General features: G+C 72.2%; 14 protein-coding genes. 2 read left to right on the top strand and 12 right to left on the bottom strand.

Annotated features, from left to right (window positions below; translation table 11 throughout):
- Nucleotides 1-16 precede the first annotated feature (16 nt).
- The 8 genes from EDF28_RS02545 to EDF28_RS02515 all read right to left on the bottom strand — a co-directional run bounded on the left by EDF28_RS02545 (nucleotide 17) and on the right by EDF28_RS02515 (nucleotide 8,388).
- Nucleotides 17-2,836 (bottom strand): FtsX-like permease family protein, encoded by a 2,820-nt coding sequence (locus tag EDF28_RS02545; RefSeq protein WP_123937063.1) that lies wholly within the window; start codon nucleotides 2,834-2,836, stop codon nucleotides 17-19.
- On the bottom strand, nucleotides 2,833-3,561 hold the full coding sequence (locus EDF28_RS02540) for an ABC transporter ATP-binding protein (RefSeq protein ID WP_123292992.1): 729 nt from the start codon (nucleotides 3,559-3,561) through the stop codon (nucleotides 2,833-2,835). The genes EDF28_RS02545 and EDF28_RS02540 overlap by 4 nt, the downstream gene beginning before the upstream one ends.
- Nucleotides 3,558-4,142 carry a PadR family transcriptional regulator gene (locus EDF28_RS02535; RefSeq protein WP_260154484.1) on the bottom strand — a complete coding sequence of 195 codons (585 nt, stop codon included), beginning with the start codon at nucleotides 4,140-4,142 and terminating at the stop codon, nucleotides 3,558-3,560. The genes EDF28_RS02540 and EDF28_RS02535 overlap by 4 nt, the downstream gene beginning before the upstream one ends.
- A 165-nt stretch (nucleotides 4,143-4,307) precedes the next feature.
- On the bottom strand, nucleotides 4,308-5,189 hold the full coding sequence (locus EDF28_RS02530) for an aldo/keto reductase (RefSeq protein WP_123292994.1): 882 nt from the start codon (nucleotides 5,187-5,189) through the stop codon (nucleotides 4,308-4,310).
- A gap of 9 nt (nucleotides 5,190-5,198) precedes the next feature.
- Nucleotides 5,199-5,831, bottom strand: a complete 633-nt coding sequence (locus EDF28_RS02525; protein WP_123937062.1) for a YdeI family protein — start codon at nucleotides 5,829-5,831, stop codon at nucleotides 5,199-5,201.
- 142 nt (nucleotides 5,832-5,973) lie between these two features.
- Nucleotides 5,974-7,512 (bottom strand): FAD-binding oxidoreductase, encoded by a 1,539-nt coding sequence (locus tag EDF28_RS02520; RefSeq protein WP_185094118.1) that lies wholly within the window; start codon nucleotides 7,510-7,512, stop codon nucleotides 5,974-5,976.
- Entirely contained in the window at nucleotides 7,509-7,745 is a 237-nt protein-coding gene (locus EDF28_RS19110) for a hypothetical protein (RefSeq protein ID WP_185094117.1), read from the bottom strand. Before EDF28_RS19110 ends, EDF28_RS02520 begins: the two co-directional genes overlap by 4 nt.
- A gap of 103 nt (nucleotides 7,746-7,848) precedes the next feature.
- Nucleotides 7,849-8,388: an acyl-CoA thioesterase gene (locus EDF28_RS02515; protein ID WP_123937060.1), complete on the bottom strand. Its 540-nt coding sequence runs from the start codon at nucleotides 8,386-8,388 to the stop codon at nucleotides 7,849-7,851.
- Nucleotides 8,389-8,516: 128 nt separating this feature from the next.
- On the opposite strand from EDF28_RS02515, the gene EDF28_RS02510 reads away from it, so the two are divergent.
- Together EDF28_RS02510 and EDF28_RS02505 are read left to right on the top strand one after the other, a co-directional pair.
- Complete coding sequence (locus EDF28_RS02510) at nucleotides 8,517-9,503, top strand: aldo/keto reductase (protein ID WP_123937059.1); 987 nt, start codon at nucleotides 8,517-8,519, stop codon at nucleotides 9,501-9,503.
- 177 nt (nucleotides 9,504-9,680) lie between these two features.
- Nucleotides 9,681-11,087 carry a nucleobase:cation symporter-2 family protein gene (locus EDF28_RS02505; protein WP_260154483.1) on the top strand — a complete coding sequence of 469 codons (1,407 nt, stop codon included), beginning with the start codon at nucleotides 9,681-9,683 and terminating at the stop codon, nucleotides 11,085-11,087.
- Here EDF28_RS02505 and pucL read toward each other — a convergent pair.
- From pucL to EDF28_RS02485, 4 genes are all read right to left on the bottom strand, one after another.
- The gene (gene pucL, locus EDF28_RS02500) at nucleotides 11,084-12,001 is read right to left on the bottom strand and encodes a factor-independent urate hydroxylase (protein ID WP_123937058.1); all 918 of its coding nucleotides are present in this window, start codon (nucleotides 11,999-12,001) and stop codon (nucleotides 11,084-11,086) included. The two genes, EDF28_RS02505 and pucL, sit on opposite strands and share 4 nt — an antisense overlap.
- Before the next feature lie 5 nt (nucleotides 12,002-12,006).
- On the bottom strand, nucleotides 12,007-12,804 hold the full coding sequence (uraD, locus tag EDF28_RS19660) for a 2-oxo-4-hydroxy-4-carboxy-5-ureidoimidazoline decarboxylase (protein ID WP_123937057.1): 798 nt from the start codon (nucleotides 12,802-12,804) through the stop codon (nucleotides 12,007-12,009).
- 185 nt (nucleotides 12,805-12,989) lie between these two features.
- Nucleotides 12,990-13,472: an FBP domain-containing protein gene (locus EDF28_RS02490; RefSeq protein WP_123937056.1), complete on the bottom strand. Its 483-nt coding sequence runs from the start codon at nucleotides 13,470-13,472 to the stop codon at nucleotides 12,990-12,992.
- A 169-nt stretch (nucleotides 13,473-13,641) separates the two neighbouring features.
- On the bottom strand, nucleotides 13,642-14,436 hold the full coding sequence (locus tag EDF28_RS02485; RefSeq protein WP_123937055.1) for a class I SAM-dependent methyltransferase: 795 nt from the start codon (nucleotides 14,434-14,436) through the stop codon (nucleotides 13,642-13,644).
- Between the last annotated feature and the right edge of the window lie 8 nt (nucleotides 14,437-14,444).

Raw genomic sequence — 14,444 nt, 5'->3', positions numbered from 1 at the left:
AGCGCCGCCCCACACCTCAGTGCGCCCGCCGCACCGCCACGCGGCGTCGGCCGTGCGCGGTGAGCCATGCCCCGGCCGTCACCAGGAGCGGCAGACCGATCGCGAGCAGGGCCAGCATCGACCAGTCCGGCACGAACGGCATGTGGTTCGACCCGACCGCTGGCTCGGTGAACCGCAGGGTGAGTGCCCGCATCGGCAGCAGCCCCAGCAGGGTGCCGATCACCGCGCCCACCGAGGCCAGGATCGCTGCCTGCCAGGTCGACACCCGCCGTCGCAGTCGTGGTGCGGCACCGATCGCGTCGAGCACCTCGTCGTCTCGGCGCCCGTCGGACCGCGCGAGCCCGATGGCCACCGCCGTCGCACCGATCGTCACCGCCGCGGCCAGCGCGAGCACGATCGCCCGGATCAGCGCGCCGTTGTCGACCGGCCCGGCCTCGTAGGCGAACTGCGGGCCGTCCCATCGAGCGCGGTCCGCGCCGCCGAAGCTCTGCCAGGCGGAACTCAGCTCGTCCCACTGCTCGGGCGCGATGTCCCCGGGCAGCGTCGTGACGAGCATGCCGTCGACGGCGCGCACCCCGTAGTGCGCAGCGGTCGCCTTCGTCATGAAGACGCCGACCTGGATCCGCGGCGACTGCACGTCGAGCACGGCCGGGATCGACACGCTGGCGTCCGGTTTCGTCGTCGTCGTGATCGTCGGGCTCTCCCACGTGCGCTCGTGGAACGTGTCGATGCGGACCGCACCGTCGTGGGCGTACTCCGGCCACAGTGACACCGCCTTGCCGCCCTCGAGCGCATCCCGCACGGCAGCAGACGGTCGGTGTCCGGTGAGCACCGCGTAGTCGTCGACGGTGCCCGTCCAGATGTGCGGGACGGTCGCGTCAGCGGTGTCGAGGTAGTACGAGCACGACGTGGAGTCGTAGCCGTCGCAGTCGAAGTCCGTCCACCGGTGCGGCATCGTCACGGACGACGGGGTGTCGCCCGCCCAGCCCTCGGCCACGCCGAGCACCCGGATCCGGTCGTGGTCGAGCACCCGCGCCACGACCTTCGCCGCGTGCGCCGTCAACGCCGCGTCGTGCCCGCTGGCGGCACCGTCCTCGCTGGACAGCTGCACCTCGGACGTCGCGACCCCGACCGCCGTCGTGTACTCGTACCCGCGGACGTACTGCGCGTGGCTCGATGCGCTCCACGTGATCACGACCGACGCGACGAACACGACGCTCATCACACTGGCGAGCACCGGCACCGTCCGGACCGGGTTGCGCCGGGCATCGCGGGCGGCCAACCGAGCCGACAGGCCCAGGCGTGCGGACATCCGGGACACCAGGGCCAGGAGCCACGGCGAGCAGATCGCGATGCCGAGCTGCATCAGGCACGGCCCGAGCGCGACCCCGGCACCGACCACCCAGGCCCAGTGGTCGTCCTGCACCCGGCGGTCGTTGAGCATGAGCACCCCGGCGCCGCAGGCCAGCGTCATCACGGCACCCGCGATGATGAGCACCGGCCCCCAGATGCGTCGCCGACGACGAGCAGGACGGTCGACGGGCGCGGGCCGGAGTGAACCCCGCAGCGCCGCGAGCACGTTGATGCGGGTGGCGGCCCGCGCAGCGACGAGTGCGGAGACCAGCCCGGCCAGGACGCCGGCGGCCGCGACCACGAGCAGCAGGAGCGGGGGCACGTGCAAGCCGGGGAACGACACGACGTCGCCGTTGTCGATCAGGCGGAACACCGCGACGCCGATCCCGGTGCCCACCGCGACGCCGAGGACGGCGCCGATGGACCCGAGCACGAGGCCGGACCCGGCGACGATCGTCCGGACGAACCGCTTGTCCCCGCCGACGCTCGTGACGATCGCGTACGAACGGGTGTCCGCCCGGGTGCCGACCAGGAACGCGGCCCCGGCGAGCAGCGCGACCTCGAACATCGCGAAGACCCCGAGCAGCGCCATCGCACCGAGGTACCAGCCGAGCGACGAGCTCATCTGGCCGCCGGGCAGGCGGGCGTCCGGCGGATCGAGCACGACCGGGCGGGACTGCACGACGATGCCGTGCGCGTTGAGCTGCCGGATCTCCGACCAGGTCGGCGCGTCCGACGGCAGGTAGACGGTGACGTCGGTCAGACCCGCGTCGTCGGTGGTCTCGGTCGTCGACAGGGTCGTCCCCCACGGCAGGAACACGCCCTGCTCGGTGGGCGCCGAACCGAGGTCGCGCATCGTCCCGGTGATCGTGAACCGCTTCGTGACGGGATCGGTGATGTCGATGGTGTCACCGATGTGCGCACCGAGCCGGTCGAGGGTCGCGGGCGTGACCATGAGCTGGTTGCGTGCGGTCGGTGCCGAGCCGTCGAGGACGCGCCAGTGCCCCTCGAGGGACGGGTCCCAGACGCTGCCCTCCACCGCGGCCAGACCCACCGGGCCCCGCGGACCCTGCACCACGACGGGGGTACTGCCGACCGGGATCGACAGGGCACCGTCCGGCACGTGGGCGAGGACGTTCGCGAACGGGGGGTCCTCGTCGGCCTTCGTGACCGGGCTGTTCCGCTTCGAGTCGGTGAACTGCCACTGCACCGGGTCCTGCCGCATGCCGGGCAGGTCCGGTCCGGACACCCGCATCTGCGCCGCCGCGTTGCCGAGGTCGTAGTCCAGTGACTCCTCGACCGTGGGCTGTGTCGACTGCACGACGACCGCCACTGCGGCGAACCCGGCGGTCGGGATGCCGATGAGCGCGATGATCAGTGCCGCACGACCGGCCTTCGCGAAGGCCAGTCGACGCCCCAGACGGAGCGCCGGTCGGAGGGCGAACGGCGTCCGGCCGGTACCGGGACGCCGACGCCGGCTCACGACGCGGTCCGGTCCGACAGGGCGAGCTCGACGCCCGAGTACACGGTCTCGTCGACCACGCGACCGTCGCGCAGGAAGACGATCCGGTCCGCCCAGGCAGCGTGCCGGGCGTCGTGGGTGACGAGCAGTGCGCCGGCTCCGGCGTCCACGTGTCGTCGGAGCATGCGGAGCACCACCTCGCCGGTCTGCGAGTCGAGGGCACCGGTCGGTTCGTCCGCCAGCACGAGCCGACGTTCGCCGACCACGCCCCGGGCGATCGCGACGCGCTGCTGCTGCCCACCGGACAGGTCGTCCGGGTAGGCGTCGCCGCGGTGCGCGAGTTCGACGTTGTCGAGTGCCAGTTCCGCGGCGCGGCGGGCCTGCGAGGCCTTCCAGCCGTCGAGCTCGAGCGGCAGCGCCACGTTCTCGACCGCGGTGAGCGATGGGATCAGGTTGAAGTCCTGGAACACGAACCCGATGAGGCGACGGCGGAGGGCCGCGAGTTCCTTGGCGGGCCGGTCGGACACGAACTCGCCGTCGATCAGCACTTCGCCGCTCGTCGGCGGAAGCAGGGTGCCGGCGCAGGCGAGCAGCGTCGACTTGCCGGAACCCGAGGTCCCCATGACGGCGACCATCTCACCGCGCTGGACGGCGAGGTCGATGCCGGCCAGCGCCGTGACGGCCTTCGCGCCGGAGCCGTAGTGCACGCTGACGGCGTCGAGCTGCAGGAGCGGAGCGGCGCTCACCGTGCACTCCGCACGGTGTCGGCGGCGGTCGGGGACGAGGAGCCAGCGTCGGTCGCCGGGGGGTCGTCCGGCCGGTACCGCGCCACGGTCGACTCCACGTGGTCGAGCCACCGCACCTCGGCCTCGGCCTGGAACACCATCGACTCGAGCACGAGCGACCACGCCAGGTCCGTCGCGGGATCGGTCGTGCGCTTGAGCCGGGTCAGGTCCTGCAGGTTCCGGATCGCGGCACCGCGCTGCACCTGCACCAGGCGCGCGACGTCGACGCCGGGCACCGTCACGGCCAGAGCGAACTTGATCGCGAGCTCGTCACGCCCACGCTTGGCGGGCACCGGCTCGCTGAACCAGCGCGCCACTTCCCCGCGACCCGCGTCGGTCACCGTGTAGACGACGTGGCCGTCGTCATCGGTGTCGCCGCGGGCCACGAGGCCGTCGCGTTCCAGGCGGTCGAGTGTCGTGTAGACCTGGCCGATGTTCAGCGGCCAGCTCCCGCCGGTGCGGTGCTCGAACTCCCCCCGGAGCTGGTACCCGTAGCCGGGTCCCCCCACCAGCAGCGCGAGTACGCCCATCCGTACGCTCATGACACTTCCCCCGTCTCTCGTCCACCATGGACATACCGAGTATGCCCATACCGCGTATGCATGCGCAAGCGCGGTGGTGGAGAACGCGGGAGACGGACGGGAGGCACGGTGCCAGCTGGCACCGTGCCTCCCGTCCGCCGCTCGGTCGCGTCCGCGACCGAAGGGTCAGGAACCCAGCTTCGACAGCTCCTCGAACTCGTCGTCGGTGAGCTCGATGGTCGCGCCCTGCAGGTTGTCCTCCAGGTGCGAGACGCTCGAAGTGCCCGGGATCGGGAGCACGACGGGCGAGCGCTTGAGCAGCCAGGCGAGGGCGAGCTGCGCCGGGGAAGCACCCTTGCGCGACGCGATCTCGGTGAGCGGAGAGTCCTCACCGGTCAGCCCGCCGGTCGCGAGCGGGAACCACGGGATGAACGCGATGCCCTGCTCGGTCGACCAGTCGAGGAGCTCCTCGGCGTCGCGCTTCTGCAGGTTGTACAGGTTCTGCACGGAGACGATCGTCGCGATCTCCTGGGCCGCCTTGACGTCGTCGACCGACACCTCGGACAGGCCGATGTGCCGGATCTTGCCCTCGTCCTGCAGCTTCTTCAGCTCGCCGACCTGGTCCTCGAGCGGGACCTTCGGGTCGATGCGGTGCAGCTGGAACAGGTCGATGCGCTCGAGGCCCAGACGGCGGAGGCTCATCTCGGCCTCCTGACGCAGGTACTCCGGGCGGCCGACCGGCGGCCACTCGTTCGGGCCGGTCCGGGTGAGTCCGGCCTTCGTCGCGATGACGACGTCGTCGCCGTAGGGGTGGAGCGCCTCGTGCAGGAGCTCCTCGGCGACGTAGGGGCCGTACGAGTCGGCGGTGTCGAAGAAGTCGACGCCGAGCTCGACGGCGCGCCGCAGCACGCGCACGGCCTCGTCGTGGTCCTTCGGGGGTCCCCAGACGCCGGGGCCGGTGAGCTGCATGGTGCCGTAGCCGAGGCGGTGGACCTCGAGGTCGCCACCGATGCGGAAGGTGCCGGAGGCCGCGGCCGGGCGGTTCGTGGTGTCGGTGTCAGTGGTCATGTCCCCGGTCTACGCCGGAGGCGTTGCCGGTCCCTGAGTCGGTGTCCCCCGGCGCTCCGACCGGTCCGGACGCGGGTGCGGCGTCTCGCCGCGTGCCAGTCCGGCGACGAGCTTCGTCAGCCGGTTCGTCCGCGAGGTCGCACTCGGCGCGGTCGTGATCCGGTGCAGCACGGCGTACCGGTTCGTGCCGTCGAGCTCGGCGAACAGGGCGGCTGCCGCGGGTGACGCGTCGAGCGCCGCCTGCAGGTCCTCGGGGACGGTGGCGGTCGCCGGCCCGGCGTACGCGCGGTCCCACCGGCCGTCGCCCTTCGCCCGGTCGATCTCGGCCTGCCCGCGCTCGCGCATCCGGCCGTCGGCGATGAGCGTCGCGACGAGTCCGAGGTTGCGCTGCGACCAGAGTGAGGCCTTCCGCCGCGGGGTGAACCGCTGGCGGTAGGTCGTGTCGTCCCGCCCACGCCGCTGCCCGTCGATCCACCCGGAGCACAGTGCCTCGTCGAGGGCGGTGTCGTAGGTCAGGGTCGTCGGCTCGGTGACGCCCTTCTTCGCGAGCACGAGCCACACCCCGTCGGCGTCGCCCTCGTGCGCGTCGAGCCAGGCACGCCACGCGGCGACGTCCGGCAGCACCAGGTCGACGATGTCCATGCGGTCATCGTAGGACGCGGTCGGCCGACCGGCCCCGGCTCCTGCCCGAGACTCGGCGTGGGCGACAGTCCTCGCGGTGCGCGCCACGAGAACTGTCGCCCACACCGAGACTCGCGTGCGTCGGGCCGAGAATCGTGCGTGCTCAGACCCAGTTCGGCTGGTCGAGCACGCCCGTCGGATCGGCCTGCTCGGCGATGCGGTGCAGGCGCGAGGTGTTGTCCCCGAAGTACGCCGACGGGTCCGTGATCGCCGCGTCGCAGTAGTTCGCGTACGCCGCGTCGCCCCACGCCGGCCGCATGGCCCGACGGAACCCCCGCACGTACGCGTCGAACGGTGCAGGGTCAGCGCCGTCGGCGAAGACCGCGGTGTACTGCACGGTCATGAGCGCGGATCGCCACGGGAACGCCGAGTCGGTCCGGCCGATGTCCGCCACGACGCCGCCGAGGGCGTCGAGCGCGACCCCGCCCTCGAGGTTGCCGTCGACGTCGCCCGCCGCGGCCGCCCGGGCGACGAGCATGTCGATCTGCGCGTCGGTGAGCTTCGCCGATCCGATCGACGACGTCGCTGCCTCGGACACCCGCTGCGGCTTCCCCGCCAGCGCGGACATCGCGGCGCCGTAGGTGAGCACCTGCCCGGTGTGGGCGAGCGGCTTCGCACCGGTGGCGGCGATGAAACCGTCGACGGAGGTGTCGGCGCCGGTCTTCGATCCGGTCCACACGCCGGTCACGGTGACCGTCGGCGCGGTGTGCCGACTGCCGTTCAGCAGCTTGAGCGTCGACCACAGCTTCGGGTCGGCGGTGGGCGCCCAGTCCTGCCAGGCGCGCACCACGGCAGCGGCGGCCGACCACGCGAACGTGATTGTGAAGAGCAGGACGGGAGGCGCGGCCTGCGTCCGGTACGTCAGTGCGGTCACGACGCCGACGGTTCCACCGCCCCCACCGCGGCAGGCCCAGAACAGGTCCGGTTCGCTGGACGTCGAGACCTCGTGCACGGCGCCGTCCGGAGTGACGAGCGTCACGCCGGTGAGCTGGTCGCAGGTCAGCCCGAACGAGCGGACGAACACGCCGACCCCACCGCCGAGGGTGAGCCCGCCGATGCCGACGGTCGGACAGGAGCCGGCGCCGATCGCCCGTCCGGCCTTCGCGAGCGCGGCGTAGACGTCCCCGAGCTGCGCACCCGGGCCGATCGTGACGGTGTCGTCGTCGTGCAGTTCGATGCCGTCGAGGTCCTGCGTGCTGATCACGAGCGACCGCGGGACGTCGGTCCCGGGTGCGCCGCCGGCCGACCAGCCCGTGTACGAGTGCCCGCCCGCGCGCAGTGCGACGGGGGTGCGGGTGTTCCGCGCGAACGCGAGACCGGCCTGCACGTCCGGAGCCCCGGCGACGCGCAGGATGCCCTGCGGGTCGGCGTCGTCGTACCGCGGGTTCTCGAGCACGCGGGCGCTGTCCCACCCGTTCGACCCGGACCGGAGCACCGTGCCGGAGACCGCGGCGGCGAGGGCGTCCCACGAGTCGGGGCCACCGGGTGTCGGTGTGCTCGTCGGCTCGGCGGAGCCGCTGGAAGTCGGTCGCGGCGAACCCGACGGAGCGGGACCCGGCCGGCTGCACGCCGCCAGGACCCCGGCGAGCCCGAGTCCGACGCCCCCGGCGAGCAGGGCGCGCCGGGTCGACGTGCGGCTCACGAGCCGGCGAGTCCCCCGATGGCACCGGTGATGCCGGGGTGTGCAGACTTCGCGAGGCCCTCGGTCATCGAGTGCGCCGCTTCGGCGTCGGCGAGGGATCGGGCTCCGAGGGTCGGGTCGACGGGTTCGAGGTGGGCGAGGCGCTTCGCACGACGGCGGTTCTGCACCTCGAGCACGGTGAGCAGCGCGGCGATGGCCACGACCACTCCGATGACGATCCACATGACGACCATGACGTTCCCCTTCCGTCCGGGGCATCCACCCCGTGCTCGCAGCGTAGCGCCGGCGGTGCGATGCCATCCAACGGAGCCGGGATCTGTCGCCGTTCCGTGACCGTCAGGCGGTGCTGCTGATCCGAACGGCGCCCGCCCACCCGTGCACCCACTCGGGCAGTTCGCGGTCAGCCGGTGCTCCGCCCACGGCGTCGAGCAGGTCCGTCATCGGGACGGTCCCGCCGGAGCGTCGCAGGAACCGCGCCTGCACGACGGCACGGGCGACGACGGCTCCGCGACGGACGAAGGTCTGCTCCAGGTACACGGCCCGGTCGTCGACGCCGAGCACCCGGGTCACGAGCTCGAACCGCTGCCCGAGCGTCAGGGACCGCTTGTACGTGATGGTCTGCGCCGAGACGACCGGGTACCAGCCGCGCTCCGCGATCGCGCCCCAGAACCCCGACCGCAGCATCAGGTCGAGCCGCCCGAGGTCGAGCATCGACAGGTACTTCCCGTTGTTGACGTGCCGCAGCGGGTCCAGGTCGGTCAGGGTCACGCGGAACGGTGTGCGTGCCTCGTCCCAGAGCGACGGCCGCCGTCCGCCGGTCGTCGGGCGGAGCCGGACACGCAGGCGCAACAGGAACAGCCGGAAGTACAGGTTCACGCCCCGATCACACCAGAAGGCCGCGCTGCCCCGCGTGGACCTTGGAGGATCCACACGAACGGTGCCCGTGTCTGACCGGCACAGGCAGTGCCTTCCTCCGAGCGGTGCTCCCGGAGTAGACCTGCACCATGCAGACACGCAAGCTCGCAGACCTCGAGGTCGGACCCGTCGGCCTCGGCACCATGGGCATGAGCGCCTTCTACACGGGCGCCGGCACCGACGACGCGGAGTCGATCCGCACGATCCACCGCGCGATCGACCTCGGCGTCACCCTGTTCGACACGGCCGAGGCGTACGGCCCCTACACGAACGAGGACCTGCTCCGCCGGGCCCTCGCCGACCGCCGCGACGACGTCGTGATCGCGACGAAGTTCGGCCTCATCACCCACACCGCCGGTGAGGAGACGCCCGCCACCGGCCGCGGCATCAGCTCCGCACCGGAGTCCGTGCGCGAGGCCCTCGAGGGGTCCCTGCGGCGCCTCGGCACCGACCACATCGACCTGTACTACCAGCACCGCGTCGACCCGGCCGTCCCGATCGAGGACGTCATCGGGCAGCTCGCCGGCTTCGTGCAGGAGGGCAAGATCCGGCACATCGGCCTGTCCGAGGCGGGTCCGGAGACCATCCGCAAGGCCCACGCCGTGCACCCGATCACTGCCCTGCAGAGCGAGTACTCGCTGTGGACGCGCGACCCCGAGGGTGCGGTGCTCGACACTCTGCGCGAGCTCGGCATCGGACTGGTGCCGTACTCGCCGCTCGGCCGCGGGTTCCTGACCGGTGCGATCACGAAGCCGTCCGACCTGGACTCCGACGACTTCCGCCTGGCGAACCCGCGCTTCCAAGAGGAAGCGTTCGCGCAGAACATGCGCATCGTCGACGCCGTCAAGGCGATCGCGACCGAGGCCGAAGCCACCCCGGCCCAGGTCTCCCTCGCCTGGTTGCTCGCCCAGGGCGACGACGTCGTGCCGATCCCGGGCACGAAGCGCGTGTCGCGCCTCGAGGAGAACGTCGGTGCCGCCGACCTGACCCTCACCGCGAACCAGGTCACGCGCCTGTCGGCGCTCCCGGTCCCGAGCGGCGACCGCTACCCCGACATGTCGACCATCGGTCGCTGACGCAACCGGATGACGGCCGGGAGGCCCGTGGCGGATCCGCCACGGGCCTCCCGGCCGTCTCGGCGTGCGTTTCGGGCGCTGGTCCGGTGACCGACGCGACCCACGCCCGTCATCCCGGGGAAACACGGGGTGCATAGCGTCCGGAGCACAGGGAAACCACCGCTCGAAGGGGACGCCATGACGACCACGAAGACACCGCGCGCGACACCGACCGAGGACGGCGTCGACTCCGTCCCACCGCTCGCCAGGCTCCTGCCGCTCGGCCTGCAGCACGTGCTCGCGATGTACGCGGGCGCGATCGCCGTGCCGCTCATCGTCGGTGGGGCCCTCGGCTTCGACAGCGCCGACCTGGCCTTCCTCATCAGCGCCGACCTGTTCGTCGCGGGCCTCGCCACGATCGTGCAGTCCGTCGGCTTCTGGCGGTTCGGAGTCCGGCTGCCGCTCGTGCAGGGCGTCACGTTCGCCGCGGTCGGCCCGATGATCGCGATCGGCACCGAGCACGGCATCACCGCCGTCTACGGGGCGACGATCGCGTGCGGCGTCTTCATGGTGGTCGTCGCACCATGGTTCGCGCAGCTCGTCCGCTTGTTCCCACCGATCGTCACCGGCACGGTCATCCTCATCATCGGTCTGTCGCTCATGAGCGTCGCCGCCGGCTGGGTCACCGACGGCGGCAAGGACGGTGCTGCCGACCCGCTCGACGTCGCGTTCGCCGCCGGGGTCCTGCTCGCGATCGTCCTGGTCGAACGGTTCGCCCCGCGCGGTCTCGCCCGGGTCTCGGTGCTGTTCGGACTGCTGCTCGGCACGGTCGTGGCGCTGTTCGTCCCCGGCATGGTCGACGGGTCGGGCATCGGCGACGCGGGCTGGTTCGCCTTCGTCACGCCGTTCCACTTCGGGCTGCCGACGTTCGACCTCGCCTCGATCGTGTCGATGCTCGTCGTCGGGCTCGTGATCATGACCGAGACCACCGGCGACATGATCGCGGTCGGCGAGGTCACCGGCCGCCCGGTGTCGAAGCGCACGCTCGCCGACGGTCTGCGCGCGGACGGACTCGGTACCGTCGTCGGCGGGGTGTTCAACACGTTCCCGTACACGGCGTTCGCGCAGAACGTCGGGCTCGTCGCACTGACCGGCGTGCGCTCCCGGTACGTGGCGACGGCGGCCGGCGGCATCCTCGTGGTGCTCGGCCTGGTGCCGAAGGTGGCCGCGGTGGTCGAGGCGATCCCGCACGCGGTGCTCGGGGGTGCCGGTGTCGCCCTGTTCGGCATGGTGGCGGCTTCGGGCATCAGGACGCTGTCGAAGGTGCGGTTCGACAACCGGAACGTCCTCGTGGTGGCGCTGCCGCTCGGCATCGCGCTGCTGCCGACCGTCGCCCCGGAGATCTACGGGCAGTTCCCGACCTGGTTCACGCTGGTGTTCGACTCGGGGATCTCGGCCGGCGCCGTCGCGGCGATCCTGCTCAACCTGCTGCTCGGGTCGCGTTCCGTGGCCGAGCGGTACGGCGAGGACCCGGCGGTCGGTTCGTACGACGGGGTGCGGTCGACGGCGCCGATCGCACTGCCGCGCGAGGAGCCCTCGGCCTAGACGAAGGCGGGCAGGTGCTCCCACGCGCGGGGCGCCTCGGCCACGCCGTCGCGGACGACCGTCCCCTCGATCAGCCCGTAGGGACGGTCGGCCGCGATGAACACCTCGTTCTCGTTCGTCAGGTCGAACGGCGACAGGTCCACGACGAAGTGGTGCTTGTTCGGCATCGCGAACCGTACCTCGGCGAGCTCCGGTCGCAGCTCGATCGCCGCGCGGCCCATCTCCCACAGGGTCTGCTGCAGGGCGAGGGAGTGCACCGTGGCGAACTGCTCGAGCATCACGGCGACGACCTCGTCGTACAGGGCGTCGTAGTCGATCCCCGCTGCGACGGCGGACGGCAGGTACCGCCACCGCGCCGTGACCTCGGTCGCCATGATGCGGTCCGTCGTCTCCGGCAGGGTCGTGAACCGCGACCGCGGGAACCCGTGGAACTCGGAACCGGTCGACTTCAGGACGACCAGGTCCTTGACGCCGCCGGTGACGTGGCGCTCGCCGCCTTCGACGTGCACCGTCGCCAGACGGGTCCCGGTGCCGGTGCGGCGGAACGAGTGGTCGTGCGGCTGTCCGTCGACCGTGATGCGTTCCCACGGGTGCACCTCCGCCTGCCAGAGCCCGCCCTCGACCCAGTCGAACTCGCTCGTGAACTGGTCGGCGAGCAGCGCGAGGAAGTCCTCCGGGGCGCCGACGCCGTGCTCCTTCGCCAGGGCGAACACGGTGTTCTTCTGGGTGTCCGTCGCGACGATCCGGGAGTTGTCGCCGCTGGTGAACGACCCGGCGAACGCCTCGCCGATGAGCTGCGACGTCACGGTCAGGTCGGCGATCTCGTGCCGGTCGCCGTGCCGGGTCACCCGGACCAGGCGGTTCTCGGCCTTGCCGTACTTGTTCGGTCCCAGGTGGACGGTGGTCTCCGACATGGCGGTCAACTCCCTCGGTAGGTGCTGTAGGCGAAGGGGCTCAGCAGCAGCGGGACGTGCAGGTGCTCGGTTCCCGTGACGCGGAACGCCACGGTCACGAACGGGTGGAAGGTCGGCACCCCGGCGGCGGCGAAGTACGGGCCGGTGTCGAAGCGCAGCACGTGGTCGGTGCGCGCGAGCACGTCGGGGCCGAGTGCCGCACGGCCGTCGGTATCGGTCGAGCCGGTCGCGACGACGTCACCGTCCACGGTGCTGAGCGTCAGGCCGACGCCGACCGCCGGGGTGCCGGTGGTGGCGTCGAGCACGTGCGTGGTCAGGTGCGGCACGGCGAAGGTCGCACGGATGCGGTGCAGGGCGATGTCGGCCAGGGCAGCGGCGGCCTCGCGCGTCTCGACCGCCGGGTCGCCCGCGAGGCGCCGGTCGAGCTCGGCCAGCAGCTCCTCGGGGGTCCGACCGGCGGCCCGCACCAGGAACACCCGCCCGAACCGTTGCTCGTACGCGACGTTGCCGTCGGCGATCCGGCCGGCCACCTCGTCGCCGGCGGTGCGCATCGACGACTGTTCGCGGGCGGACGAGGCATCGGTCGTCCGCTCCCCGATCCGCGGGTGCTGCGCGAGGGCGTGGTCGAGTTCCGGCCCACCCCACGACGCCGACTCGGCACGTGCCCGGTCGATCAGCGCCGGCACCGAGCCGAAGGGGCGCGCGGCCACCAGGGCGTCGACCCACGCGGGCACGTCGGCCCATCGCCGGATCACCGCGGCGGCGTCGGGGGCGGTCGCGTCGTCGAGGTCGCCGAGGTCCATGTGGCGAGGCTACGGAACGACCGTTTCACCCGCGTTACCGGGCGGTTTCCCCCGCAACGCGACCCGCGGCCCTGAAACGGTCGCGTCTGCCGGACGGGAGGCCCGTGGCGGCCCCGCCCCGCGCCTCCCGTCCGCCGTCCGTCGCGTTGCGGACGCGAGACGCCGGCGGCTCAGACCTCGGCGGCTCAGACCTCCGTGGCGAAGGACGCTGCGCGCAGCTGCAGGTCCTCGATGCGCCGCAGGCGCGCGGCCTCGACGTCGTAGCCCTCGTACGCGGGCGGCGGCAGCTTCCGGACGTTCCGCGAGCACTGGAAGTCCTGGCAGACGAGCGTGCCGACGGTGTCGCCGTTCCGCCCCGCCTTGCCGGACCGCTTCGCGCTGTAGAACACGACGTCGTTCGGCAGCTTGACGTCCTGGCACCACGAGCACTGGGCGCGCGAGCGCGACGAGGCCTCGGCCTGCCGGAACACGATGCCGACGAGCGTTCCCTCGAGTGTCGGCACGACGGCGTACGCACGCCGACCGATCTTCGGGTCGCGCCAGCCCAGGAAGTCGAGGGCGTCCCAGCCGATCGTCTCGAAGTCGGCGGGCAGCGTGATGTCGGTCGTCTCCTTGCGGGAGGCGTTGACGAAGGACGTGCGGAGGGTCTTCTCCGTGATGGGGAGCATGGTGCATCGCTTTCGAGCGGGCCCGGGGCGTGCGGACGCACACCGCACCGGGCGGAAGGAGGTCAGGGTTCGACGAGGGCGGCCGTGCCTGCGGGCACGACCGGGGGCCTCACGCCCTGATGCCGGCGTTACGGGCGCCGACCACCTCCTGGAAGCTCACGCGACCAGCCTACGTCGACGTGTCAAGCGCGGGGACGGCCGTCACCAGGACGAGGGCGCCCTCGTAGGTCGGCTGGATCCGCAGCGCCCCGTGCCGCCGGTCCCACTCGCCGGAGTCGAGCGCGGTACGGAGGGCGGCCACCGATCGCCGGGCGGTGAGCTCGTCGACGAAGCTCCACGCCGAGTTCGCCTTCCGGGCGCCGGGGTCGAGCAGGCGCTCCGGGCGGGCGTAGTACGCCTCGGAGAAGCCGTCGACGCACGTGAACGGGATCGGCAGCGGGGTGTTCGTGACGGTGTCGTCGCCTAGCGCGGCGGCGATGCGGTCGAGCGCCGGGTAGCGCCGGGCCTCGGTCGCCATCACCTCTGGTGCGTACTCGGCGAGCCAGAAGTCCTCGACGCGGGCCGGGTCGCACGTCAGGATCACGACCGGACCCCGGGTCACCCGGCGCAGCTCGGCCAGCCCGCGCTCGAGGTCGCCCCACTGGTGCACCGAGAACGTCGTCATCGCGGCGTCGAACGTGTCGTCGTCGAAGGGCAGGTCCTCGGCGGTGGCGTCGATCGCCATCGACAGGGTGTCCGGTCGTTGGGCACGCATCGACGCCGAGGGTTCGACAGCCGTGACGTCGCGATCGGTCGGCTCGTAGGATCCGGCACCGGCACCCACGTTGAGGACGGTGCGGGCGTCGCCTAGGGCCTTCGCGATCGCCCGGGCGAACGTCGGTTCGGGGCGCCGGTACTGCCGGTAGTCCTGGCCGATGCGGGCGTAGTCGGCGTCCCCCGCTGATCCGTCCGTCGTCCTGGTCACGGCCCCAG

Origin of the sequence: Curtobacterium sp. PhB137 (assembly GCF_003814955.1) — a bacterium.
In the GTDB taxonomy this organism is placed as follows: Bacteria; Actinomycetota; Actinomycetes; order Actinomycetales; family Microbacteriaceae; genus Curtobacterium.
The sequence above is the reverse complement of the archived record's forward strand: the minus strand, read 5'-3'. Positions and strand labels throughout refer to the sequence as shown.

Coding starts and splice junctions, on each gene's coding strand:
- EDF28_RS02535 (WP_260154484.1), bottom strand. CDS start 4,142: ATGAGCGTACGGATGGGCGTACTCGCGCTGCTGGTGGGGGGACCCGGC.
- EDF28_RS02530 (WP_123292994.1), bottom strand. CDS start 5,189: ATGACCACTGACACCGACACCACGAACCGCCCGGCCGCGGCCTCCGGC.
- EDF28_RS02525 (WP_123937062.1), bottom strand. CDS start 5,831: ATGGACATCGTCGACCTGGTGCTGCCGGACGTCGCCGCGTGGCGTGCC.
- EDF28_RS19110 (WP_185094117.1), bottom strand. CDS start 7,745: ATGGTCGTCATGTGGATCGTCATCGGAGTGGTCGTGGCCATCGCCGCG.
- EDF28_RS02510 (WP_123937059.1), top strand. CDS start 8,517: ATGCAGACACGCAAGCTCGCAGACCTCGAGGTCGGACCCGTCGGCCTC.
- EDF28_RS02505 (WP_260154483.1), top strand. CDS start 9,681: ATGACGACCACGAAGACACCGCGCGCGACACCGACCGAGGACGGCGTC.
- pucL (WP_123937058.1), bottom strand. CDS start 12,001: ATGTCGGAGACCACCGTCCACCTGGGACCGAACAAGTACGGCAAGGCC.
- uraD (WP_123937057.1), bottom strand. CDS start 12,804: ATGGACCTCGGCGACCTCGACGACGCGACCGCCCCCGACGCCGCCGCG.
- EDF28_RS02490 (WP_123937056.1), bottom strand. CDS start 13,472: ATGCTCCCCATCACGGAGAAGACCCTCCGCACGTCCTTCGTCAACGCC.